Annotated in this window: 24 protein-coding genes, 4 tRNA genes and 4 pseudogenes; 11 read left to right on the top strand and 21 right to left on the bottom strand. The window is 68.2% G+C overall.

Features of this window, described 5'->3' with window-relative positions:
- Nucleotides 1-16: 16 nt before the first annotated feature.
- The 7 genes from AWC19_RS13610 to lmeA all read right to left on the bottom strand — a co-directional run bounded on the left by AWC19_RS13610 (nt 17) and on the right by lmeA (nt 4,048).
- The gene (locus AWC19_RS13610; protein ID WP_085078594.1) at nt 17-682 is read right to left on the bottom strand and encodes a heme-binding beta-barrel domain-containing protein; all 666 of its coding nucleotides are present in this window, start codon (nt 680-682) and stop codon (nt 17-19) included.
- Between the two features lie 155 nt (nt 683-837).
- Entirely contained in the window at nt 838-1,140 is a 303-nt protein-coding gene (locus AWC19_RS13615; protein ID WP_085078595.1) for a DUF1416 domain-containing protein, read from the bottom strand.
- Between the two features lies 1 nt (nt 1,141).
- Nucleotides 1,142-1,975 (bottom strand): sulfurtransferase, encoded by an 834-nt coding sequence (locus tag AWC19_RS13620; protein ID WP_085078596.1) that lies wholly within the window; start codon nt 1,973-1,975, stop codon nt 1,142-1,144.
- 36 nt (nt 1,976-2,011) lie between these two features.
- Nucleotides 2,012-2,476, bottom strand: a complete 465-nt coding sequence (locus tag AWC19_RS13625; protein ID WP_085078597.1) for a DUF4395 domain-containing protein — start codon at nt 2,474-2,476, stop codon at nt 2,012-2,014.
- 102 nt (nt 2,477-2,578) lie between these two features.
- A complete protein-coding gene (locus AWC19_RS31605; RefSeq protein WP_369807262.1) occupies nt 2,579-2,668 on the bottom strand; it encodes an Ms5788A family Cys-rich leader peptide in 90 nt (29 codons plus the stop codon).
- A 29-nt stretch (nt 2,669-2,697) separates the two neighbouring features.
- Nucleotides 2,698-3,129 carry a thioredoxin family protein gene (locus tag AWC19_RS13630; RefSeq protein WP_085078618.1) on the bottom strand — a complete coding sequence of 144 codons (432 nt, stop codon included), beginning with the start codon at nt 3,127-3,129 and terminating at the stop codon, nt 2,698-2,700.
- Between the two features lie 109 nt (nt 3,130-3,238).
- Complete coding sequence (gene lmeA / locus AWC19_RS13635) at nt 3,239-4,048, bottom strand: mannan chain length control protein LmeA (protein ID WP_085078619.1); 810 nt, start codon at nt 4,046-4,048, stop codon at nt 3,239-3,241.
- A 166-nt stretch (nt 4,049-4,214) separates the two neighbouring features.
- On the opposite strand from lmeA, the gene AWC19_RS29150 reads away from it, so the two are divergent.
- The 6 genes and pseudogenes from AWC19_RS29150 to pstB all read left to right on the top strand — a co-directional run bounded on the left by AWC19_RS29150 (nt 4,215) and on the right by pstB (nt 10,006).
- Nucleotides 4,215-5,018, top strand: coding sequence for a winged helix-turn-helix transcriptional regulator (locus tag AWC19_RS29150; protein WP_142281157.1), 804 nt, complete (start codon nt 4,215-4,217; stop codon nt 5,016-5,018).
- The gene (mshD, locus tag AWC19_RS29155; protein ID WP_142281158.1) at nt 5,015-5,944 is read left to right on the top strand and encodes a mycothiol synthase; all 930 of its coding nucleotides are present in this window, start codon (nt 5,015-5,017) and stop codon (nt 5,942-5,944) included. Before AWC19_RS29150 ends, mshD begins: the two co-directional genes overlap by 4 nt.
- Before the next feature lie 144 nt (nt 5,945-6,088).
- Nucleotides 6,089-7,213, top strand: coding sequence for a phosphate ABC transporter substrate-binding protein PstS (pstS, locus tag AWC19_RS13645; protein WP_085078598.1), 1,125 nt, complete (start codon nt 6,089-6,091; stop codon nt 7,211-7,213).
- 44 nt (nt 7,214-7,257) lie between these two features.
- Complete coding sequence (gene pstC / locus AWC19_RS13650; RefSeq protein WP_211284922.1) at nt 7,258-8,304, top strand: phosphate ABC transporter permease subunit PstC; 1,047 nt, start codon at nt 7,258-7,260, stop codon at nt 8,302-8,304.
- Nucleotides 8,301-9,215 (top strand): phosphate ABC transporter permease PstA, encoded by a 915-nt coding sequence (gene pstA / locus AWC19_RS13655; RefSeq protein ID WP_085078600.1) that lies wholly within the window; start codon nt 8,301-8,303, stop codon nt 9,213-9,215. The genes pstC and pstA overlap by 4 nt, the downstream gene beginning before the upstream one ends.
- A gap of 12 nt (nt 9,216-9,227) precedes the next feature.
- Nucleotides 9,228-10,006, top strand: a pseudogene (pstB, locus tag AWC19_RS13660) (phosphate ABC transporter ATP-binding protein PstB).
- Between the two features lie 69 nt (nt 10,007-10,075).
- On the opposite strand, the gene phoU reads toward pstB, so the two are convergent.
- The 5 genes from phoU to AWC19_RS13685 form a co-directional block, all read right to left on the bottom strand.
- Nucleotides 10,076-10,744 carry a phosphate signaling complex protein PhoU gene (gene phoU / locus AWC19_RS13665; protein ID WP_085078601.1) on the bottom strand — a complete coding sequence of 223 codons (669 nt, stop codon included), beginning with the start codon at nt 10,742-10,744 and terminating at the stop codon, nt 10,076-10,078.
- 57 nt (nt 10,745-10,801) lie between these two features.
- Complete coding sequence (locus tag AWC19_RS13670) at nt 10,802-12,877, bottom strand: LCP family protein (protein WP_085078602.1); 2,076 nt, start codon at nt 12,875-12,877, stop codon at nt 10,802-10,804.
- A gap of 228 nt (nt 12,878-13,105) precedes the next feature.
- Complete coding sequence (gene dusB, locus AWC19_RS13675; RefSeq protein WP_085078603.1) at nt 13,106-14,239, bottom strand: tRNA dihydrouridine synthase DusB; 1,134 nt, start codon at nt 14,237-14,239, stop codon at nt 13,106-13,108.
- A 9-nt stretch (nt 14,240-14,248) separates the two neighbouring features.
- Nucleotides 14,249-15,265 carry an acyl-ACP desaturase gene (locus AWC19_RS13680; protein WP_085078604.1) on the bottom strand — a complete coding sequence of 339 codons (1,017 nt, stop codon included), beginning with the start codon at nt 15,263-15,265 and terminating at the stop codon, nt 14,249-14,251.
- 163 nt (nt 15,266-15,428) lie between these two features.
- Complete coding sequence (locus AWC19_RS13685) at nt 15,429-16,040, bottom strand: TetR/AcrR family transcriptional regulator (protein WP_085078605.1); 612 nt, start codon at nt 16,038-16,040, stop codon at nt 15,429-15,431.
- A gap of 67 nt (nt 16,041-16,107) precedes the next feature.
- On the opposite strand from AWC19_RS13685, the gene AWC19_RS13690 reads away from it, so the two are divergent.
- Nucleotides 16,108-17,148: an oxygenase MpaB family protein gene (locus AWC19_RS13690; protein WP_085078606.1), complete on the top strand. Its 1,041-nt coding sequence runs from the start codon at nt 16,108-16,110 to the stop codon at nt 17,146-17,148.
- A gap of 22 nt (nt 17,149-17,170) precedes the next feature.
- Here the strand turns inward: AWC19_RS13690 and AWC19_RS13695 are convergent, their stop codons facing one another.
- The 3 genes and pseudogenes from AWC19_RS13695 to AWC19_RS13705 all read right to left on the bottom strand — a co-directional run bounded on the left by AWC19_RS13695 (nt 17,171) and on the right by AWC19_RS13705 (nt 18,300).
- Nucleotides 17,171-17,374 (bottom strand): zinc transporter Slc39a7, encoded by a 204-nt coding sequence (locus AWC19_RS13695; RefSeq protein ID WP_085078607.1) that lies wholly within the window; start codon nt 17,372-17,374, stop codon nt 17,171-17,173.
- Nucleotides 17,375-17,412: 38 nt separating this feature from the next.
- Entirely contained in the window at nt 17,413-17,781 is a 369-nt protein-coding gene (locus tag AWC19_RS13700) for an ArsR/SmtB family transcription factor (RefSeq protein ID WP_085078608.1), read from the bottom strand.
- A gap of 46 nt (nt 17,782-17,827) precedes the next feature.
- Nucleotides 17,828-18,300, bottom strand: a pseudogene (locus AWC19_RS13705) (nucleoside deaminase).
- Nucleotides 18,301-18,389: 89 nt separating this feature from the next.
- Between AWC19_RS13705 and AWC19_RS13710 the strand changes: the two are divergent.
- Complete coding sequence (locus AWC19_RS13710) at nt 18,390-19,298, top strand: class I SAM-dependent methyltransferase (RefSeq protein ID WP_085078609.1); 909 nt, start codon at nt 18,390-18,392, stop codon at nt 19,296-19,298.
- Here AWC19_RS13710 and AWC19_RS13715 read toward each other — a convergent pair.
- Nucleotides 19,288-20,088, bottom strand: a complete 801-nt coding sequence (locus tag AWC19_RS13715; protein ID WP_142281159.1) for a TIGR04255 family protein — start codon at nt 20,086-20,088, stop codon at nt 19,288-19,290. The two genes, AWC19_RS13710 and AWC19_RS13715, sit on opposite strands and share 11 nt — an antisense overlap.
- A 61-nt stretch (nt 20,089-20,149) precedes the next feature.
- A tRNA-Lys gene (locus tag AWC19_RS13720) sits at nt 20,150-20,222 on the bottom strand.
- A 156-nt stretch (nt 20,223-20,378) separates the two neighbouring features.
- Between AWC19_RS13720 and AWC19_RS13725 the strand changes: the two genes are divergently transcribed.
- The 3 genes from AWC19_RS13725 to AWC19_RS13735 all read left to right on the top strand — a co-directional run bounded on the left by AWC19_RS13725 (nt 20,379) and on the right by AWC19_RS13735 (nt 20,660).
- Nucleotides 20,379-20,451, top strand: a tRNA-Glu gene (locus AWC19_RS13725).
- Nucleotides 20,452-20,484: 33 nt separating this feature from the next.
- A tRNA-Asp gene (locus AWC19_RS13730) sits at nt 20,485-20,561 on the top strand.
- 25 nt (nt 20,562-20,586) lie between these two features.
- Nucleotides 20,587-20,660, top strand: a tRNA-Phe gene (locus tag AWC19_RS13735).
- A 38-nt stretch (nt 20,661-20,698) separates the two neighbouring features.
- On the opposite strand, the pseudogene AWC19_RS13740 reads toward AWC19_RS13735, so the two are convergent.
- The 4 genes and pseudogenes from AWC19_RS13740 to AWC19_RS13755 all read right to left on the bottom strand — a co-directional run.
- A pseudogene (locus AWC19_RS13740) lies at nt 20,699-21,859 on the bottom strand (site-specific integrase); the annotation flags it as partial.
- A complete protein-coding gene (locus AWC19_RS13745; RefSeq protein WP_085078611.1) occupies nt 21,859-22,095 on the bottom strand; it encodes a helix-turn-helix transcriptional regulator in 237 nt (78 codons plus the stop codon). The gene AWC19_RS13745 and the pseudogene AWC19_RS13740, both read right to left, overlap by 1 nt.
- Before the next feature lie 6 nt (nt 22,096-22,101).
- Nucleotides 22,102-22,470 carry a hypothetical protein gene (locus tag AWC19_RS13750; protein ID WP_085078612.1) on the bottom strand — a complete coding sequence of 123 codons (369 nt, stop codon included), beginning with the start codon at nt 22,468-22,470 and terminating at the stop codon, nt 22,102-22,104.
- Nucleotides 22,467-22,980 (bottom strand): annotated as a pseudogene (locus AWC19_RS13755) (hypothetical protein); the annotation flags it as partial. The pseudogene AWC19_RS13755 and the gene AWC19_RS13750, both read right to left, overlap by 4 nt.

Genomic DNA, 22,980 nt, shown 5'->3' on the forward strand with positions numbered 1-22,980 from the left:
GAGGTCGAGCAGGTGGCTATCCGGCGAACCGGGACAGCCGCGCCGACAGGTGCGGAATCAGGCCGCCGTCGGCATCCACCCTTTCCTCGACATAGGCCAAGTCGCCGCCCTCGACGATGCCGTAGAGCCGCTTGGCGCCGCCGACCAGCAGGCCCGACCGGCTGCGGGCCAGCGCATCGGTCACGAGCTCCCACGACGACTGGGTGCGCGGGCGCCCGTAGAACAACTCGACGTAGCCGGCCGAATGCGCCAGTAACAACTCGATGGCCTGGGATTCGCTCGGGTCGTAGGGATCCCGGACGAACCGCCAGAATCCCGTCTCGCGCAGGCCGGGTTCCTGGTATTCGCCGGTTTCGTCGAGCCGCCAGGACCGGGCTTCCCAATTCAGGTAGTCCCCGCCGTCGTGCGAGACCACGATCTGCTGGCCGAACCGGTAGTCGCCGTCGGGCCCGCGGCCCTCGCCTTCCCCGCGCCACACGCCCACCAGGGGCAGCAACGCCAGCAGCGCGTCGTTGAGGTTGGCGCCCTCGCGCAGGTTCGCGGTGTCGGCCGGAAGCGGCAGGTCGTCGAAGGCGGGGATGTTGCGGGAGGCGGTGAGCTTGGCGCGTTCGGCGGCGGCAGCCACCGCTCGGTCGCCGGAGCCCGCCGAACCCACCGGTGCGTCGGGGTCCTGGGAGGTCACGACTCGTCAGTGATGAGCCGGTACAGCGTGTACAGCGCAAACCATGAGATGACCACGACCGCTATGACCAGCATGATCTCGAAGAAGAGCACCACGGAACCGAGTCTATTCGTTCCGCGGCGCCCCGGTGACATCCCGGTCGGCGGCCGTCGCCGTCAGGCGATCTTGACGTCGACCTCGTGGATGCCCGCTCCGGACGGCGTCACCACGGCGTCGCCGTTGCCGACCGGGGACAGCGCGCGCAGCGTCCAGGAGCCGGGGGCGGCGAAGAACCGGAAGTCACCGGTGGCCGAGGCGACAACCTCGGCGGTGAATTCGTCCGACGCGTCCAGCAGGCGGACGAACGCGCCGCCCACCGCCTGGCCGTCGCGGTCCACGACGCGGCCGGTGATCACCGTTTCCTTCTCCAGATCGACGCTGGCGGGCAACGTCAGTCCTTGCTTCGGTCCAGAGCACATATCAGCTTCCCAACTCGATCGGGGCACCCACCAGGGAGCCGTATTCCGTCCAACTGCCGTCGTAGTTCTTGACGTTTTTGTGGCCGAGTAATTCCCGCAGCACGAACCAGGTGTGCGACGAGCGCTCCCCGATCCGGCAGTAGGCGATGGTTTCCTTCGTTCCGTCCAGGCCGGCGTCGGCGTACAGCTTGGCCAGTTCCTCGTCGGACTTGAAGGTGCCGTCCTCGTTGGCGGCCTTGCTCCACGGGACGTTGATCGCGCCGGGAATGTGGCCCGGCCGCTGGCTCTGCTCCTGCGGCAGGTGCGCCGGCGCGAGGATCTTCCCCGAGAACTCGTCAGGGGAGCGCACATCGACCAGGTTCTTGACGTTGATGGCCGCGATCACCTCGTCGCGGAACGCGCGGATGGTGTTGTCGGGCGACCCCGCGGTGTAGGAGGTCGTGGGCCGGCTGACGGGTTCGGTGGACAGCGGCCGCCTGTCGAGCTCCCACTTCTTGCGGCCGCCGTCGAGCAGCTTGACCTTCTCGTGGCCGTACAGCTTGAAGTACCAGTAGGCGTAGGCGGCGAACCAGTTGTTGTTGCCGCCGTAGAGGATGACGGTGTCGTCGTTGGAGATGCCGCGGTCGGACAGCAGCTTGGAGAACTGCTGCGCGTCGACGAAGTCACGCTTGACCGGGTCTTGCAGGTCGGTGCGCCAGTCAAGCTTGATCGCGCCCGGGATGTGGCCGGTGTCGTAAGCGCTGGTGTCCTCGTCGACTTCCACGAAGACGACACCTGCGGCGTCGAGATTGCTCTCAGCCCAGTCCGCGGAGACCAGGACGTCGGAGCGTGCCATGGTGGGGATTCCTTTCGATTGCTTTGGACGACGGGGTTAGGCGGTAGTGGGCCGGAAGCGCGCGACCAGCGGGTAGAGGTGGCAGCCCAGGCAGATGCCGAAGGCCGCGTTCAAGAAGGCGGCCACCAGCGCGAACGCCGTGGCGACCAGGCCGATCGCGGCGGAGCCGGCGGCGAATCCGACGACGCCGACGACCGCGAAGATCAATCCGACCAGTTGCGCGAACTTCAGCGGCGCGACCGGCTCCCGCTCGGTGACCGGCCCCAGTCGGGGCGCCACCAGGGCGGCGAACAGGCGCCCGTAGGGGTGGCGGCGCGGCCCGGCGGCGGCGCCGATCGCGAAGACGACGGCCTGTGCCGCGAGAATGAGCGCGGCCGCCAGCGGGCTGGCGGCCGAGGCGAGAAGCGTGAGCACCAGGACCGCGGTCGTGACCCAGGCGGCGAACCTGGGACCGCGAACGTCGACCTGGTCGCGCTGTGGGGCGGTGTCGCTGCTCGGCACGGTACTACTCCTAAAAATCTGGTGGCGCGGAAAACGGTGGAGGCACGCCGGGGGCCTGGGCGGGGCTCCGAAGCTGCTCCGAGTGCGCGCGGGCGCGGCTGCTCAGCAGCTACAGCAACAACAACAACCCGCGATGCGGCACAGATCGACTGCGCGACGCTTGGTGAGCGTGGGCTCGAGGCGGGTTGACACGTCGGCAAGCTTACCCAATGACGCGGCGCTCAAGCCAACAGCGGTTCGAGCGCCGACCGCAAGTCGGCGGCCCTGGGGACCCCGGAGGTCCGGTATCGCTGCCGGCCGTCGCCGTCGAAGATCAACGTGGTGGGCAGCGACAGCACCGAAAAGCGGCGGGCCGCGCCCGGATTGGCGTCGAGGTCGATCTCGACGTGGGCCACCGGAGATCCCGGAGGGCCCAGGTCCCGGCAGACCTGGTCGACCACCCGACGAACCCGGTCGCACGGGCCGCACCACGGCGCGCTGAAATGCACGACGGTCGGCCCGGTGGTGGACAGGCCCAGATCCGCGACGTCGGGGCCGGCGGCGCCCGCGCCCGACGCGCGGACTTCCCGGACGGTTCCCGAACGGCGCGTCAACAACCATCCCGCAAGCGAGGCCGCGACAAGCGCCCCGACGATCACGCCGATCGTGGTCAATTGCGCCACTCTCCCCCCCAAGCGGGAGGTGCCCCCACCTCATCGCTTCTTCGCCCTCGCCGCTGCGCGGCCGGGGGCACTCCCACTGCATCGTCGTTGGCGCGGGTCGTCATGACTGCTTGAACCCGTCGAGGGTGACCGTTACTTCCCGGGTGACGCCTTCGATGATGACGTCGGAGCCGCGAGCCCCCTCGGAGGTCGGCGCGACCCCGAACGGGAGCCTCTGGTTGGGCAGCCTGGCGCTGAACGCATGCAGCACCGCGCCGCGCTTGTCGTCGGGAACCGCCTGGTTGGCGGTGTCGGGCCCGGTGAGGATTCCGGTGGGGGTCAGCACCAGCGTCGCCTGGTCGTCGGGCGCGATGGACAGGTCTACCGACACGCTGACCCGGTGGTCGAAGCCGGCCGATTTCGGCGGCGTGCCGCTAAACACCAGCCCATGGCTGTCGGAGATGCCCGAGGCGGTGACGCCCCCGGTGGCGGTGTTGGTTTCCCGTTGGGGTGCCTCGACCATCAGGTCGGAGATGCCCAGGTACCGGCCCAGGTGAATCGAGTCGATGATGATGCGGCTCTCCAGCTTGCCCACCGGCACCTTGGCATCGGGCCTGATCAGCCAGGACGCGTACGTCAGGTCGACCGAGTACATGGTGGCCTCGAGCGTGGCCTTGCCGACCATCGCGTGATCGACCTGGTTGGCCTTGATCTCCAGCTGGTTGTAGCGGTGGCGCAGCGCCTGCGGGATGAACGGAAACGCCAGGATCGCGACGAACGGATCCGTGCCCAGGGTCGCCGCTTTGCGCACGTTGGACGACAGCCGGTATTCGGCGTAGATGCTGGTCCCGTAGTCGACGCCGACGGCGCCGACGACGATCACGGCGGCGGCGACGGCCGCGGCCGCCACACCGATCAGCACCCTGCGCATGCGCTCATTGTGGCGCACCGCCTCGCCGGGACCGCCCAGGCCGCTGCCACGGGACGGCCGGGTGGCCCGGTTCACACCGCCGGGCTCAAGCCACCAAAAAACCAGGTGGCACGTTATCGTTAGATGACCTGGCAACTAACGCGTCGTGGCGTTGATCCATTGGGAGATGCCTTTCCCACGAGCTGGAGGGGCTTTGGAGTTACTACTGCTGACCTCGGAGCTGCACCCGGATCCGGTCCTGCCGTCGTTGTCGCTGCTTCCCCACACCGTCCGGACGGCTCCCCCAGAACCATCCTCGTTGCTCGAGGCCGGGACGGCGGACGCCGTTTTGGTCGACGCGCGCACCGACCTGTCCTCCGCGCGCGGTCTGTGCCGGCTGCTGAGCACCGCCGGCCGGTCGGTGCCGGTCCTCGCCGTGGTGAGCGAAGGTGGGCTGGTGGCGGTCAGCGCCGATTGGGGTCTCGACGAGATCCTGCTGCCCACGACCGGGCCGGCCGAGATCGACGCCAGGCTGCGGCTGGTGGTCGGACGGCGCGGCGGCCTCGCCGACCAGGAGAGCGCGGGCAAGGTGAGCCTGGGCGAGCTGGTGATCGACGAGGGCACCTACACCGCCCGGCTGCGGGGCCGCCCGCTCGACCTCACCTACAAGGAGTTCGAGCTGCTGAAATACCTCGCCCAGCATGCGGGCCGGGTGTTCACCCGCGCGCAACTGCTGCACGAGGTGTGGGGCTACGACTTCTTCGGCGGCACCCGCACCGTCGACGTGCACGTGCGTCGCCTGCGGGCCAAGCTCGGTCCCGAATACGAGGCGTTGATCGGCACCGTGCGCAACGTGGGCTACAAGGCCGTGCGGCCGGCGCGTGGCCGCGCGCCGGCCGCCGAGCCCGACGAGGCGGAAGCCGTCGACGATGCCGAACCCGACGCCCGGCGTCTGTCCGACCCGTTGGTCGACCCGCTGCGCAGTCAGTGACCGCGCCGGCCTGGCGCGCGACGCTGACCGCCGACGAGCAGCGGCAAGTACGTGAATTGATCGCAGCGGCAACGCAATTCGACGGAGTGGCGCCGGTGGGCGAGCAGGTGTTGCGCGAGCTGGGCCACGACCGAACCGGCCACCTGGTGGCCCGCGATCCCGGGCCCGGCGACTGGATCGCCGGCTACCTCAACCTCAGTTCACCGCGCGACGGCGAGGCACCGATGGCGGAGTTGGTCGTGCACCCGCGGGCCCGCCGGCGCGGCATCGGCGCCGCGATGGCGCGCGCGGCCCTGGCTAAGACCAACGGGCACAACCGGTTCTGGGCGCACGGCACGCTGGATCCGGCCCGGGCGACGGCCTCGGCCCTGGGCCTGGTGGTGGCGCGCGAACTGGTCCAGATGCGGCGTTCGCTGCGCGGCGTCCCCGACGCCGTGCCCGAGGTGCCGGGCGTGCAGGTCCGTACCTATCAGGGCGCGGCCGACGACGCCGAGCTGCTGCGGGTCAACAACGCGGCGTTCGCCTACCACCCCGAACAGGGCGGGTGGACCGAGGCCGACCTGTCCGAGCGGCGCGAGGAGCCGTGGTTCGACCCGGACGGCTTGTTCCTGGCGTTCGGGGCGCCGGGCACCGCCGACGCGGGCAGGCTGCTGGGCTTCCACTGGACCAAGGTGCACCTTGACCGGCCCGGCCTGGGCGAGGTCTACGTCGTCGGCGTCGACCCCGCGGCACAGCGCCGCGGCCTGGGCCAGGCGCTGACCGCCATCGGGATCGGCTCGCTGGCGCGGCGCCTGGCCGACGCGGACGATCCCGTCGTGATGCTCTACGTCGAGTCGGACAATGTGGCCGCCGTGCGAACCTACGAGCGGTTGGGCTTTTCCACCCACAGCGTCGACACGGCCTACGCCGCGGCTCAATCGGACTGAGGCCGACCGTTCACCCTGCATTCATGTCCGCACATTTCTGTGGGGCGCGTGGGTGCATACTTTCGCTCCGCCTTGGCAACCTCCCCTGAGGAGCTGGCCGGCGGCGCCTTTTCTGCGCCCTGATTGTGTCAGAAAGCGAGATTGGTGAGGCTCGACGGAAAGCGCAGGGCACTGACGGCGGCGACGCTGGCGCTGTCGATCTGCGCGGCAACGGTGACCGCGTGCGGCAGCGACAACAACCCTCGCGGCGCCGCGGCGCCGGCCATCGCGGGATCCGCCGGAACGGCCGGCTGCGGCGGCAAGAAGAACCTGACCGCGGAAGGCTCGACGGCTCAGCAGAACGCGATCGCGTTGTTCAACCGCGCCTGGGGCCAGGACTGCCCGGGCAAGAGCGTGTCGTACAACCCGACCGGGTCGGGCGCCGGGCGCGAGCAGTTCATCGCCGGGCACGTCGACTTCGCGGGAACGGATTCGCCGCTGGTGGCCGACCAGATCGGCCCGGCCGCCAAACGCTGCGACGGAAACCCGGCGTGGGACCTGCCGCTGACGTTCGGCCCGATCGCATTGGTCTACAACGTGCCGGGCGTCCAGCGGCTCGTCGTCAGCAGCGACGCCCTCGCCAAGCTGTTCAGCGGCAGGATCACCGCCTGGAACGACCCGATCCTGGCCGCGCTCAACCCCGGGGTGCCGCTGCCGAACACCAAGGTGGTGCCGATCTACCGGTCGGATTCGTCGGGGACCACCGACAACGTGCAGAAGTACCTGACCGCCGCCGCGCCGCAGAGCTGGACGCGCGGGGTGGGCACGGAGTTTCAGGGCGGCGTCGGCGAGGGCGCGGCGAAGTCGGCGGGCGTTATCAACGCCGTGCGGAGCACGCCGGGCGCCATCGGTTATGTCGAGAAAGGCTTCGCCGACCAGGCCGGCCTGCCGTACGCCCTGCTCGACGCCGGAAGCGGCGCGGTTCCTCTGACCAACGACACGGCCGGCGGCGCCGTCCAGGCCGCCGGCTTCGTGGCCGACGGCAACGACCTGGTGCTGGACCTGAACCCGATCTACTCGTCCAGCCGGCCGGGCGCCTACCCGCTGGTGCTGGCCGGCTACGCGATCGCGTGCTCGAAGGGCTACGACGCGGACACCTCGGCGGCCGTCAAATCGTTCCTCGCCGTCGCCGCCACCGACGGGCAGGCCGGCCTCACCTCGGCCGGATACGTCCCGCTCCCCGATAAAGTCAAGGAGCGTTTGGTTACCGCGATCAAAGCCCTGCAGTAACCGATGTTTACGAGGAGCGACGGCAGAACTGTGAAGCGATCACAGTGACATTGTCTTCAATGCCGGACCCATCCGCTGCGGGTTCGGGTGCGGTGGTTGCCGCGCCGTATCCGGAATCGCCGGTGGTGCCGATCAGCCCGTGGGGCAATGCGCGGCCCCGGCTGGGGGACCGGGTATTTCGCCGGCTGGCGCAGGGCTCGGGCGTCCTGATCGTCGCCCTGATCGCCGCCATCGGCGGATTCCTGCTGTGGCGGGCGATACCGGCCCTGCAGCGCAATCGGGAGAACTTTTTCAGCTACGGCGGCAGCTGGGTCACCTCCGACACCTCCGCCATGCGCTTCGGAATCCTCGACCTCCTCCAGGTGACGGTCTTCGTGTCGGTGTTCGCGCTTATCCTGGCCGTGCCCGTCGCGCTGGGCGTCGCACTGTTCATCACGCAGTACGCCCCGCGGCGGCTCGCCGGGCCGCTCGCGTACGCGGTGGATCTGCTGGCCGCGGTTCCCTCGATCGTCTACGGCGTCTGGGGCCTGTATGTGCTGGCACCGCAGCTGCGGCCCGTCGCCACCTGGCTCAATCACGCCCTGGGCTGGTGCTTCCTGTTCGCGCCCGGCAACGCGTCTGTGGCCGGGGGCGGCACCATCTTCACGGGCGGTCTCGTCCTGGCGGTCATGATCCTGCCGATCATCACCGCGGTCACCCGCGAGGTGTTCATGCAGACCCCGCACGACGAAATCGAGGCGGCGCTGGCCCTGGGCGCCACCCGGTGGGAAGTGATCAGGACGACGGTGCTGCCGTTCGGGCGATCGGGTTACCTCAGCGGCGCCGTGCTGGGGCTGGGCCGGGCCCTGGGCGAGACGGTCGCGCTGCTGATCATCCTGCGCGGCACCCAAGCGGCGTTCGGCTGGTCGCTGTTCGACGGCGGCTCCACCTTCGCCACCAAGATCGCGGCCGCCGCAGCCGAATTCGACGACCCGTACCAGGCCGGCGCCTACGTCGCCGCCGGGTTGGTCCTCTTCGTGCTCACCTTCATGGCCGACGCGGTGGCTCGCGCCGCCGTCGCCAAGGCACGCGGCAGGGGGGTGCGCCGGTGACCTCGATGCTGGACCGTCCGCTCAAGGCGCGGACGTTCTCGGGGCTGGGCCGGCGCCGCCGCGTCGCCGACAACGTGGCGACCGTGCTGGTGACGCTGTCCATGGTGATCGCCGTGACGCCGCTGCTGTGGGTGCTGTGCTCGGTGATTGCCAAGGGGTACAAGGCGATTGCCTCCACCACGTGGTGGTCGCATTCCCAGGCGGGCATGACGGCGTTCGTGGCCGGCGGCGGCGCCTACCACGCGATCGTCGGCACGGTGCTGCAGGGGCTGGTGTGCGCGCTGATCTCGATTCCGATCGGCCTGATGGTGGGGATTTACCTCGTCGAATACGGCGGCGGCACCCCGCTGGGCCGGCTGGCCAGCTTCATGGTGGACATCCTGTCCGGGGTGCCCTCGATCGTCGCGGCGTTGTTCATCTACGCGCTGTGGGTCGCGACGCTGGGATTTCCGCGCTCGGAGTTCGCGGTGTCGCTGGCCCTGGTGCTGCTGATGCTGCCGGTGATCGTGCGGGCCACCGAGGAGATGCTGCGGACCGTTCCGGCCGACCTGCGCGAGGCCAGCTACGCGCTGGGGATTCCGAAGTGGAGAACCATCGCCAGCGTCGTGCTCCCGGCGGGGCTGTCCGGCATCGTCACCGGAATCATGCTCGCGGTGGCCAGGGTGCTGGGAGAGACGGCCCCGCTGCTGATCCTCGTCGGCTATGCGCAGTCGATGAACTTCGACATCTTCCGCGGGTTCATGGGGTCGCTGCCTGGCATGATGTACCACGAGACAGCGGCGGGCGCCGGCGTCCACCCCGTGCCGACGGATCGGTTGTGGGGGGCGGCGCTAACCCTGATCCTGGTGATCGCCGTCATCAACGTCGGGGCACGGGTGATCGCGAAAATCTATGCCCCCAAGAAGTTGTAGGTAGGAGCACTGGTGGCCAAACGGTTGGACCTTAAAGCCGTCAACATCTACTACGGGTCGTTCAAAGCCGTCGCGGATGTGACGCTGTCGGTTCTGCCGCGCAGCGTGACGGCGTTTATCGGCCCCTCGGGCTGCGGGAAGACGACGGTCCTGCGGACGCTGAACCGGATGCACGAGGTGATCCCCGGGGCCCGCGTCGAGGGCAGCGTCCTGCTCGACGACCAGGACATCTACGGTCCCGGCATCGACCCGGTGGGCGTGCGCCGGGCGATCGGGATGGTGTTCCAGCGTCCAAACCCGTTCCCCGCCATGTCAATTCGCGACAATGTGGTCGCGGGGCTGAAGTTGCAGGGGGTGCGCAACCGCAAGCTGCTGGACGAGACGGCCGAATACTCGCTGCGGGGCGCGAACCTGTGGGACGAGGTCAAGGATCGATTGGACAAGCCCGGCGGCGGGCTGTCCGGCGGTCAGCAGCAGCGCCTGTGCATCGCCCGGGCCATCGCCGTGCAACCCGACGTGCTGCTGATGGACGAGCCGTGCTCGGCGCTGGACCCGATCTCGACGATGGCCATCGAAGAACTGATCAGCGAGCTCAAGCAGGACTACACCATCGTCATCGCGTCACCCACAACATGCAGCAGGCCGCCCGCGTCAGCGATCTGACGGCGTTTTTCAACCTCGAGGCGGTCGGCAAGCCGGGCCGGTTGGTCGAGATCGACGACACCGAGAAAATCTTCTCCAACCCGACCGAGAAGGCGACCGAGGACTACATCTCCGGCCGCTTCGGCTGATACCCGACGATGCAGCCCGCGCAGCCGCGCAGTGGCGAGTCGGGCAACCGGCTAGCGGCCTAGGCAGCTTTAGTTCGAGACGGCCCGGGTGTCGTCGTCGGGCAGGTGCCCGGTCGCCTGGAAAATGACGCGCCTGGCCACCTCGACGGCGTGGTCGGCGAAGCGCTCGTAAAAGCGGCCCAGCAACGTCACGTCGACGGCGGCGGCCACACCGTGCTTCCATTCCCGGTCCATCAGCACCGAGAACAGGTGCCGATGCAGGTCGTCCATCGCGTCGTCTTCTTCGCGGATGCGGGCGGCCTTTTCCGGGTCGCGGGACAACACAACCTCTTGCGCGCTGTTGCCCAATTCCACTGCAACCCGGCCCATTTCGGCGAAGTAGCCGTTGACCTCTTCGGGGAGCGCGTGCTGGGGGTGCCGCCGGCGGGCGATCTTGGCGACATGCAGGGCCAGCGCGCCCATCCGGTCGATGTCGGCGACCATCTGGATGGCGCTGACGATCGACCGGAGATCACCGGCGACCGGCGCCTGCAGCGCCAGCAGCACGAAGGCGCTTTCCTCGGCTTGCGCGCTCAGCCGCGCGATCTTCTCGTGGTCCGAGATCACCTGTTCGGCCAGCACGAGATCGGCCTGCAGCAGGGCCTGGGTGGCCCGCTCCATCGCGATCCCGGCCAGCCCGCACATCTCGCCAAGCCGCTCGGATAGCTCCGAGAGCTGCTCATGATAGGCGGTCCGCATGGGGCAAGCCTACGTTCTCGACGCCGAAAAGGCAGGCCGCCGTGCCACGAAAAATCTTTACTCGCAGCTGGTGTCGGCCGCGTTGGTCACCGTCAGGTCGTCGGGCAGCTTGGTGGGCGCGTTGCCAGAACCCCGCTCGATCTGCATGCTGATCGACGAGCCGCTCGGAGCGGGAGCGGTGACGGAATGGAAGTCCGGGCCGAGCACCACCTGGACGACCTGCCCGTAGCCGGACACCCGCTGCACCTTCGCATTGGCGAACGACGACGCCACCGTGGCGGCGGCCTGCTCGTTGCCGGGAGAGAACAGCACCGTGGTCGTGCTCACCGAACTGGGGTAGTCGTCCGGCGTCATCACGTTGAAGCCGTCCTGTTTGAGTTGGCTGGTCGCCGTGGCGGCCAGACCGCTCTGCGTGGTCGCGTTGGACACCCGGACCGTGACCTCGCCCGGCGACGTCGTGGTGACCTGCTGGTGCTGGGCCTCGGGGGCCGGGCTGGGTGGCGGCGCCTTCTTGGTGGTGGGCGCCTTCGGCGTCCCCGACGTCGGGCCCGCGGTCGGCGTAGCGCCCAGATTCTTTGCGTTCTGGTCGTTTTCCTCGGGCAGTGGGTCGTCGTTGATGATGGCGTCGAACAGCGCCCGCATGTCGGCCATCCGCGGCGGCTCGTCACCGTTGGCGTCGGTCGCGCCCGTCGGGACGGTCACGAACGTCATGTGCCCGGCGGCCATGCCCTGCAGCGACTGGCCGAGCTGCACCAGGTCCTTGGTCTTGACGTTGTCGACGTAGGTGTCGGCGATCACCATGTTGACGACGTTGTTGAGCTTGTTCAGGTCGAACAGCGTGTCCTCGGAGATCAACGAACGCAGCAGCGACGACAGGAACAACTGCTGGCGCTTGATCCGGCCGTAGTCGCCGTTGGTTTCGGTGGTGACCTGTCGGGCGCGGACGTAGTTCAGCGCGGTCGGGCCGTCGATGACCTGACGGCCCGCCTTTTCCAGCACCGTGCCCAGCTCGTAGTCATGCAGCGGGGTGCTGCTGCACACCTCGACGCCGCCCAGGGCGTCGACCATCCGTGCGAACCCGGCGAAGTCGACGGCGATGAACCGGTTGATGCTCAACCCCGACAGCTTCTGGATCACCTTCACCAGACACTTGGGGCCACCGAAGGCGAAGGCCGAATTCAGCTTGGTCTCGGTGTAGACCATCTTGGGGCCCATCGTCCCCTTCTTCTCGTCGTAGATGGGCCCGTACTTGCCGGTGCTCGGGTTCCAGGCCTCGCACTGCATCGGGGTGATCGCCAGGTCGCGCGGGAATGACACGGCCACAACGCGTTTGCGGTTCGCCGGGATGTTGACCAGCATCACGGTGTCCGACCGCGCGCCGTCGGCGTCATCGGTGTCGCCGGCGCCCATGTTGGCGTTGTCGCCGGCGCGCGAGTCGATGCCGACGATCAAGAAGTCCTCGTCGCCGTACTGCCCATTGGGGTCGCGGATGTCGCCCGACTGCGGGTCGAGCGCGCTGATCATGTTGAGGCGGTTGTTTTTCGAGGTGCTCCATTGCCACGCCCCACCGGTCAGGACCAGGGCGAGCACGGCAACCAGCGCGGCCGCCGAGCGCGCGGCCAGCAGAATCGGGCGCCGGCGGTGTTTGGCTTCGGGGTCGCGGGGCTTGGGCTGCCGAGGAGCCGCGGCGTCCGGCTCGGCGTCGTCCGGCTCGGCGTCGTCGCCGGCGGGATAGTTGTCGGCGTTGAGGTCGGGAAGCTCGGGCGCGACGTCGAACGAGTACGCCGGGGTGTCGATGACCTGCGTCTCTTGCAGATCGGCGGGCACGTCGTCCGGCTCCGGGTCGGGTGCGGCCCGACGGTGGCTGGGCCGGTCGGGGATCGGGGCTCCGACCTTGGCGAGCAGCTCCGCGACGGTCAGCCCGCCGTCGGTGTGACAGCCGCCGCCTTCGTTTCCGCCGTCGTGGGGCTCGGCGTGCGCGACCGGTTCGGCCGGCTCGAGCAGCGGCTGCTCGGACTGCCAGCGGTGCACCGCGCCCGGCGGTTGCGAGAACCGCTCCCACGGGGCGGCGCCCAGCCCCTGCTGTGGGGTGCGCCGATGGTCGAGAGTGGCGTCTGGGCCGCCGTCACTCATGTCCTACCGGCCTCCGAAGCTTCTGACGCGGACGAAAGGGACGTCCGTGCGTACAGGTCAGTGCAGCGCCGCGGGGTATCAGCGCTGCAGCCCGCGGCTAGCCGCGGGTCGTGCGGTGTCGTCGCGCCCTCGCAGCGGGATCGAACCTACCCCCACGAAAGCGCAATGCAGCAAGGCCCACATCGTACTGAGTTCTGGGCGCCGACGCGATTTCGCGCGAGTCGAGGTTCAGCCACCCGAATGCATGATGTCGGCCCCGGCCGGCACCGTGCAGTCGTCGGGGTCGGTCAGCCAGCCCTCGGGCAGGGCCACGCGCGCCGGCGAGCCCTGCCGGCCCCGCGGGCCGGTCGCCGCCTCCGGGAAGGGGACCGCGCCGTCCAGCCTGTCGAGCAGGGCGTCCAGCTCGTCGAGGGTTTTCACCAGGGCCAGCGCCCGCCGCAACTCGGATCCGGCGGGAAAGCCGTGCAGGTACCAGGCGATGTGCTTGCGGATGTCGCGCATGCCCTTGTCCTCGCCGAAATGCGCGGCCAGCAACCGGCCGTGCCGCCGGACGATGCCGGCGACCTCACCGAGTGTGGGCGGCGTCGGCGCCGGGGTGCCGGTGAACGCGGCCGAGAGCTCGGCGAACAGCCACGGCCGGCCCAGGCAGCCACGCCCGATGACGACGCCGTCGCAGCCGGTGCTGGCCATCATCGCCAGCGCGTCGCTGGCGTCGTAGATGTCGCCGTTGCCGAGCACCGGGATGGTGCGCACCTGCTGCTTGAGCCGCGCGATCTGTTCCCAGTCGGCGGTGCCGGAGTAGCGTTGCGCCGCCGTGCGGGCGTGCAGCGCCACGGCCGCGGCGCCCTCGGCTTCGGCGATGCGGCCCGCGTCGAGGTGCGTGTGGTGCTCGTCGTCGATGCCGATGCGGAACTTGACGGTCACCGGGATGCCGGCCCGCTCGGTGGCCCGCACCGCCGCGGCGACGATCCGGCCGAACAGCCGCCGCTTGAACGGCAGCGCCGCGCCGCCACCGCGCCGGGTGACCTTGGGCACCGGGCAGCCGAAATTCATGTCGATGTGGTCGGCCAAGCCCTCGTCCGCGATCATCCGCGCCGCCGCATAGGTGGTGTCCGGGTCGACGGTGTAGAGCTGCAGCGAGCGCGGCGACTCGTCGGGGGCGAACGTCGTCATGTGCATGGTGACCGGGTGCCGCTCGACGAGCGCACGCGCGGTGACCATCTCGCAGACGTAGAGCCCGCTGACGGTGCCGACCTTCGACCGCTCCAGCTCGCGGCACAGCGTCCGGAAGGCCACGTTGGTCACGCCGGCCATCGGGGCCAGCACCACCGGGCTGGCGAGCTCGATCGGACCGATACGCAAAAGGCGCGCCTACCGACGGCTCATGGCCAGCTTGCCCGCGGTCTTGTGCAACTCCAGGGCGGTGACCTTCTTGCCCGTGCGGGCTTCGCGCTCGAGGTAGCGCTGCTTGGAGGCGTCGAACCGGTCGCACTCGGCCTCGAGCTCGACCATCAGGTTGCCCAGGTCCTCCTGCATCCAGGCGGCCTCGCCGGTGAAGTCGGTGCGCTCGAGGATCCGCCACTTCTTCAGCACCGGCTTGACGACCTCTTCGAGGTGGATGCGGATGTCGTAGACACCGCCGACGGCGATGACCACGGCCTTGCGGCGGAATTCGGGAACCAAAAAGCCGGGCATCTTGAAGTGGCGCAGCACCAGGTGCAGCGACTTCATCGCCTGGTCGGGCGCGATCTCGAACGCGGCCTCGCTGACGTCCCGGTAGAAGATCATGTGCAGGTTCTCGTCGGCCGAGATCTTGGCCATCAGCTGATCGGCGACCGGCTCGTTGCACGCCTTGCCGGTGTTGCGGTGCGACACGCGGGTCGCCAGCTCCTGGAACGTCACGTAGATGACGGAGTCGGTGAGGCGCTCGGCGAAGTACTCGCCCTGGTGGTTCTGTCCCGGGCTGAAGCCGCGGTTGACCACCTCGAGGCGAAGCAACTCCAGCTCCACCGGGTCGACGGCCCGCGTCACCACCAGGTAGTCGCGCAGCGCCATGCCGTGCCGGTTTTCCTCGGCGGTCCAGCGGTTGACCCACTGACCCCAGGCGCCGTCCATGCCGAAGTTCATCGCGATCTCGCGGTGGTAGGACGGCAGGTTGTCCTCGGTGACCAGGTTCTGCACCATCGCGACCTGCGCGACGTCGGACAGCTTGCTCTGCTCGGGGTCCCAGTCCTGCCCGCCGAGCGCATAGAAGTTTTTGCCGTCCGACCACGGGATGTAGTCGTGCGGATTCCAATTCTTGTGCATGCTGATGTGCCGGTTCAGGTACTTCTCGACGACCGGCTCGAGTTCGTGCAACAGCTGTAGGTCGGTCAGCTGGGCTGACATAGGCCCTCCAGTTATCTGTGTCTGCGGGTAGCACTCAATATATCTGTGTCCCTCGGTAGCATCAAGTTTCGCCCGCCGCCCGGTATGTCCCGGTTTGACAAGCCATCGAGCGGTGGGGAAACCCCACCCCTGGGGCTAACCGATGTGCCGCCGCGGAAAACCGTTAGCCGGATTTCGCCTGGTCACCGGGGACGTACGGCGCCGCGGTCGTGAACAGCATGTTGACGCAATAGTCGATGAACTGCTTGCGGGTCGCCCCGAGCCGGCCGTTGAGGTAGGCGGTGAATAGGCTGCTCAGCGCGCCGACCAGGCTGGTCGCGATCATCTTCTGCAGGGCGGGGTCGCCGATCCTCGACAGCTTCCGTTGCAGCAGGTCGATGAAGTTGGGCATCCACTCCGCGCCCGATTGGGTCAGGGCCGGTTCCACCGCCGGCGCCAAAAGCAGTACGCGCCCGCGGACGGGGTCGTCGACCATCAGCTCGACGAATTGCTCGACGGCTTCGCGTGGGGTTTTCGCCGACGTCAGGGTATCCATCGCCCGTGTGCAGACATCGTCGTAGACGGCCCGCACGAATTCGTCACGGTCGGAGAAGCTTTCGTAGAAGTAGCGTTCCGTGAGGGCGGCCTTGCGGCACACCGCCCGGACGGTCAGCGCCGGACCGGCGTCGCTGCCCAGCAGCTGCACCCCGGCGGTGATGAGGTTGTCGCGGCGCAGGGCGAGGCGGCTCTCTAGGGGCACGCCGGTCCAACGTCCCCGTCGTTGACCGGTCTGCACGTGGCTCCTAAGCTGGAAAGTGACAACGCATGTAGTCAGATTTGCCGATATCTAACAGGATCTAATAGTGACCCAACATACGTCTGAGTCCCGCCCCCGGACCAGCGGCGGCACCGTCGCCGAGTCGACGGCCGCGTCCCGCGACGGGGTCGCCAGCGGTTGCCCCGTGTCGCCGCTGGGCTACGAGGCGCCGCCCGCACCGCTCGGCCCCGATTCGCTGACGTGGCGGTACTTCGGGGACTGGCGCGGCATGTTGCAGGGGCCGTGGGCGGGATCCATGCAGAACATGCATCCGCAACTGGGCGCGGCGGTCATCGACCATTCGACGTTCTTCCGGGAGCGCTGGCCCCGTCTGCTGCGCTCGCTGTACCCCATCGGCGGCGTCGTTTTCGACGGCGACCGCGCCCCGGTCACCGGCGCCGAGGTGCGCGACTATCACACCGCCATCAAGGGCGTCGACGATCAGGGCCGCCGCTACCACGCGCTCAATCCGGACGTTTTCTACTGGGCGCACGCCACCTTCTTCGTCGGGACCATCCATGTGGCCGAGCGGTTTTGCGGCGGGCTGACCGAAGCGCAGAAGCGCCAGCTCTTCGACGAACACGTCGAGTGGTACCGCATGTACGGCATGAGCATGCGGCCGGTGCCGGCGTCCTGGGAGGAATTTCAGGTCTACTGGGACCACATGTGCCGCAACGTATTAGAAGACAATTACGCCGCGCGCGCGGTGCTTGACCTGACCGAGCTCGCCAAACCGCCGTTCGCCCAATGGCTTCCGGACTGGCTATGGGCCGCGCAGCGCAAGTTGCTGGCCCCGTTCTTCGTGTGGGTGACCGTCGGACTCTACGATCCGCCGGTGCGCGAGCTGATGGGCTACGGGTGGTCGCGGCGCGACGAATGGCTGCACCGGCGATTCGGCGACCTCGTCCGGCTCGTTTTCGCCTTCGTGCCACCGCGTTTCCGCAAACACCCGCGGGCGCGCGCCGGCTGGGACCGGGCCACCGGCCGAATCCCGGCCGACACGCCGCTGGTGCACACCCCGGCCCGGAACCTGCCCCCCTTGGACGAGCGCGACAACCCAAAGCACTACTGCCCCAACGTGTCCTAGCTCGCCGGCCGACTACCGGCCGTTATGCGTGCGCGTGGCTGTGCTGATCCTGCAGCTCGGACTGGTGCACGTGCTGATGGGTGTGCTGGGTGCCGTCGTCGTGGGTGTGTGGGTGCTCGTGGGTGACGTGGTCGTGCTCGTGGGCGGTGTGCGCATGTGTGTGGGTCACCGCGGCGTGCTGGTGCTCGTGGGCGTGCGGTTCCTCATGGGCGTGTTGTTCGGTCATGGTTCCTCTCCTATTGCGAAATACCTTGTGCGGCCTGACTATCCGTCGACCGCGCGCAGGGCGCCCCGGTCGCGGTGATGGCGTGGCACCCCGGGCCCGGCGTGCTCGGCGTTGCAGACCGCGTCGATGACGAGCTGGCGCACGTGGTCGTTCTCCAGGCTGTAGAAGATGGTGGTTCCCTCCCGGCGGGTACGGACCAGGCGCGCCATCCGCAGCTTCGCGAGGTGCTGCGAAACCGACGGCGCGGGCTTGCCGACATGCTCGGCGAGCTCGTTGACCGACATCTCGCGATGTGTCAGCGACCAGAGCACCTGCACGCGGGTCGCGTCGGCCAGCATCCGAAACACCTCGACCACCAGGCTGGCCTGGTCGTCCGGCAACCGCCCTGCACTACTATCTGCATGCATACGCAGATAGTAGTGAAGTGGCGGCCGTGCCGCAATGCCGGTCCGGTCAGGCCGGCGCGACCTCCGTCGACCTGCGCCGGCCGCCGTTGCGCTCGGCCTCTCGGGGTGGTAGCCCATCGGCAGCCGGCGCTGGTCCCACCGCTTGCCGAATTCGTCGTAGAAGGTCGAGACCTCGAAGTACCTGCGGTCGTCGAGGTAGTACTGCTCGTAGGACTCGCGCGTGGTGAGGAAGGCGACCTCGCGGGGCGAGCAGTAGTACAGCGAGCCCAGGCACATCGGGCAGGGGTGGGCCAGGACGTAGATGGTGGCGTCGACCAGGTGCTCGGCGCCCAGCTTCGTGCAGGCGTCCCGGATGGCCAGGATCTCCGCGTGGGCGGTCGGGTCGTTGGTCTGGGCCACCTTGTTGGCGCTTTCGGCGACGACCTGGCCGTCCTAAACGATCACCGCCGCCAAGGGCCGGCCGCCTTCGACGACGTTCTGTCGGGCCAGGTCTATCGTGCGCTGGGCGAAGTCGGTCACGGGTCACAGGGTAGTCCGGACCGGCGCTCACGGGACCTGTGATAGTAACTAGATTGTCTATATTTTCGCCGCTCGGGAATGGAAGCATCATGGCGCGCACCGATAATGATCGTTGGGATCTGGCGACGAGCGTCGGGGCGACGGCGACGATGGTCGCCGCCCAACGGGCGCTGGCCACCGAGGAGAGGCTGATCGACGACCCCTACGCTGCGCCGTTGGTGCGCGCCGTAGGCATCGACGTCTACGTGCGGTTGGTGAACGGCGAGATCCCGGTCGGCGGGAATTCCGAGTTCGATCCCCAGCGCATGGCCCGGGGGATGGGTTGCCGCACCCGGTTCTACGACCAGTTCTTCGTGGAGGCGACCCGCAGCGGCGTCGGCCAGGCGGTCATCCTCGCGTCGGGACTCGACGCGCGCGCGTACCGCCTCCCGTGGCCGGCGGGCACCGTCGTCTACGAGGTGGACATGCCGGAGGTGATCGAGTTCAAGACGCTGACGCTGCGCGACCTCGGTGCCGAACCGACCGCCGAGCGGCGCACCGTCGCCGTCGACCTGCGCGACGACTGGGCCGCCGCGCTGCGCGACGCGGGGTTCGATCCGCACGCGCCGGCGGCGTGGAGCGCCGAAGGCCTGCTGGTGTATTTGCCCGACGCCGCCCAGGACGCGCTGTTCGACAACCTCACCGCCCTGAGCGCCCCGGGCAGCCGGCTGGCGTTCGAATTCGTGCCCGACACCGCGGTTTTCGCCGACGAGCGGTGGCGCGCCCACCATGACCGGATGAGCGAACTGGGATTCGAGATCGATTTCAACGACCTCGTCTACCACGGTCAGCGCAGCCACATCCTCGACTATCTGACCCAGCGCGGCTGGCGGACCTCGTCGCAGACTGTCAAGGAGCTGCACGCCGCCAACGGCTTCGTCTACCCCGACGACGACGTCGCCCAGGCGTTCGCCGACGTGACGTACAGCAGCGCCGTGCTCGGGACGCCTACCGGCTGAGCAGGTCGTCCTTCAGGCGGCTGGTGAGCATCTCCTGGAACACCGTGCGGGCGGGCTCGTACAGGTCCTGGAAGGTCGCCGCGACCTCGTTGCGGTCGAACTCGGGGATCGCCCCGGTCGGCGTCCAGAAGCTGTCGATATCGAGCAGGAAGAACGGTCCCTGCTGTGCCGGCAGCGTGCGGCGCAGGTGGTAGCTCGCGTCGAGCGCCTGGCCCATGCCCGGACCGTAGCGCACGATCATCGACTTGCCGGGTTGCGCTTCGCGGTAGACCGCGGCGCCCTGCCACTCCGTCAGGGTCAGGCCGGCCGGCGCGATGCGCTGGGGCCCGAGAAGGGGTTCGGCGATCCAGTTGCCCCACTCGATACGGCCGTCGACGCCGACGGGGACCCGGACCTCGAGGACATAGCGCAGGCCGAGGCGCTCCACGCCGACGATCTCGGAGACCCGGGAACGCGCCTCTATGACCCGCATCACAACCTCGAGCAGGGTCTCGAAACTCGAGTAGGCGGTCGTTTCCAGGACGACCGCTTGGGTCTTCATCGAGGCGGCGATGGTGTTGTCGCGGTTGACGTACCGGACGAACCGCTCGGCGGCCGGCGCCGGGCTGCCGCCGGCGCCCATGGCCCAGGCGACGTCCTGCGCCTGGCGCTCGATCGGCAGGAGGTCGGCAAGCGCGCGCCTGAGCTCTGCGCTCGAGGAATCGGCGAGGGAATCCGTTGCCGGGTGACGGATTTCCATGGTCACCAGGGCGACGGGAGCGTTCGGGGAGGAGGCCGCTTCGACAGTCATCTTGCGAAGCATAGCCAAGCCGCCGTGCGGCGAAACAGGGCCATCCCCACGCCGCTGCCGGTGCCCCCACTAGGACTCGAACCTAGGACCTGCGGATTAAAAGTCCGTAGCTCTACCAACTGAGCTATAGGGGCGCGAAGACTCAGAATACTGCGTCCCAATCGTCGCCCGAACGTCGCTCGAACGTCACTCGTTTGGCGCTCGTTTGAGGATTTGGGCCGCGGTAACCTAAGCTGACGTGGCTCCCAACGGTACCCACGTTGCGAGTCCCCCGAAGAGATTCGGATCTGGCCCCCTTCGTCTAGCGGCCTAGGACGCCGCCCTTTCAAGGCGGTAGCGCGGGTTCGAATCCCGTAGGGGGTACTCTGCGACGCGGGTGTCGCGGAGCAGTAGCGAGGCCCTGTGGCGCAGTTGGTTAGCGCGCCGCCCTGTCACGGCGGAGGTCGCGGGTTCGAGTCCCGTCAGGGTCGCCAGCACGGCGAGGCAGCCATGCCTTCCGGCCAGGTAGCTCAGTCGGTATGAGCGTCCGCCTGAAAAGCGGAAGGTCGCCGGTTCGATCCCGGCCCTGGCCACAGCCTTTGACCTGCGTGGACACCGTGCCTGCACTCGGTGGTTGGTTGGGTGTGTCCGGTTCTCGTCCGGTCTCGTGCGTTGAATCGCTCGTTTCGGCTGTAAGTCGGTCGAGGTTGGTTGCGACGTGGTCGAGTTCGTCTGCGTAGAGGTCGCTGTAAATGTTGGCGGTGACGGTGGGTGTGGAGTGGCCCATTGTTTTCTGCACGTAGCGCAGGTCGGCGCCGGATTTGCGGGCCAGGCTGGCGTAGGTGTGTCGTAGGTCGTGAATCGTCAGCGGTGCGAGCCTGGTCTTGCGCAGGGCTTCGGACCAGTGGGCGTGCCGGCGCCAGTTGTTGGACCTGAGCATTGCGCCGTTGGGTGACGTGATGGCCGGCTCCCAGGGTTGGCGGTCGGCGATGCGCGGCGCAAGTACGTCAATGACGACCTGGGGGAGGGGAACGGTGCGCTTGGCGGCGCGGGTCTTGGGTGGGCCGATGATGATGCGGCCTTCGACTTCCGGCGCGGCTCGGCGTACGTGGAGCCGGCGTGCGGCCAGGTCGATATCACCGACGCGCAGGCCGACGAGCTCGGACCAGCGCAGGCCGGTGTAAGCCAGGATGATCACGACATCGCCCTGGTCTTTGCAGGCTGCGGCCAGGGCGGCGACTTCGGGAGCGGTCAGGTAGCGGTGGCGTTCCCGTTCGGGGATACGCCCTGCTGAGACGCCGTGAGCGGGGTTGGTATGAATGCGGCCGTCGTTGCGGGCTACTTCGAGGATGGAGCGCAGCAGCCGCAGCGTGGAAACCTTGGCCCACGGGCCCACGGTGAGGGTGGCTGCGAACTGTTGCACGTGGGCGCGAGTGATCTCGTCAACGGGGATGTGGCCGAACCGCGGTGCGATGCGCAGGTGCCAATGTTGGCGGTAGCCGCTCCATGTTTTCGCCGATACTGCCGGTTTTTTCGAGGCGCTGTATTGTTCCCAAATCCTGGCGAGAGGTACGCGGCCGAGCCGTGGGTCGAATCGGCGAGCGCCGAGTGCGGCTTCGTTGTCGCGTTCTGCCTTGAACGCCTTGGCTTCTCGCAGGGTGGCGAAGGTGGCGGAGGTTTCGATCCACCCGGATGCTGAGGCGGAGTCGCGGACCAGGTAGCGGACTTGGTAGCGGGCGGCTCCGGCAGTGTTGAGCCGTTTGCGGATGCCGCGCGGAGTGTTACCAGCCATCAGCGTCGAACCTGCTTGAGCCATTTGCGGACCTCGGCGGAATCCCAGCGGCGCACCCGTTCGGACAGCGAGTAGCAGGGTGGGCCGATCTGCCGCCCGGTTTGTTCACGGACTGCCGCCCACCGGTTCAGCGTCGCCACGGATACCCCCAGCAGCGCCGAAACTTGTTCGGCCGTCAGCAGTTCCGGGAATTGGCCAGATGCCACGAGCGTTTCCCGGACGCCGTGAATAACCATCGACGGTCACTCCTTCCTGGTTGTGGGTGAGGATGGCTTGTCGGCCAGTTCGGCGTGGATGCACTCGAACCAAGCGCGAGTCCGCAGGCATCCGGTATCCACGTCTGCCTGTCCGCCGCCGATTCCCCACAGGTCGAACGCCCACCGAGACAGTGCCGAGTGCACGGTTTCGTCGAAGCGCAGCAGTTCGTCACAGTCGTCCAGCACCAGGGCGGTGCCCAAGACCTCGCCGACGGACCACTGATAGCGGAACGGATTCCAGCCGAACTCGACAATCAGGGCCGCACGCCGCAGTAAGTCCTGCCTGCGGCGGCGCAGCTGCACATCTTCGAGCGGGCCAAATACGTCTGCAAAAACTGATTCGCCGTTGGTCATCGCTTGTGAAACCCTTCACCGCTCTGAGTGTTTCGCTTCGCCGGCTGGTATCGGGCTGCAACAGCGCGGATTTGGGCGTCGCTCCAGAAGTCGGCCCGTACCCTCATTACCGAGCCGTCCTCGGCGATCACGTACCCAGTGCCAGGGGCATCAGGGCTGATGCGGTGCGCTGGTGCCGCGTCGGCCAGGCCGTCGCCGAGGACCATGGCGACTTCCTCGCGTGAGCGCAGCCGCAGCGCGATGGTTTGGGTGAACAAACCCCGCATCGGCAGGACTTCTTTGCGCGGGTCTTGCAGGAACGCCGCAACCACCACTCCGAGGGCGCGGCCCTTGGTCAAGATCCGCGACAGCGAGGCCCCGGCTTGCTTACGAAGGGCGGGATCGCTCATGTAGGCGGTCACGCCGGCCAGTTCGTCGACGAGCAGCACCACCATGGCAATGTCAACTTGAAGTGGCCCCAGTGTGACGGCTAGTTTTGGCCCCCCCTTCGCGGTGCGTTGGGATTTTCTG

The sequence above is a fragment of the Mycobacterium palustre genome (assembly GCF_002101785.1).
Lineage (GTDB): Bacteria > Actinomycetota > Actinomycetes > Mycobacteriales > Mycobacteriaceae > Mycobacterium > Mycobacterium palustre.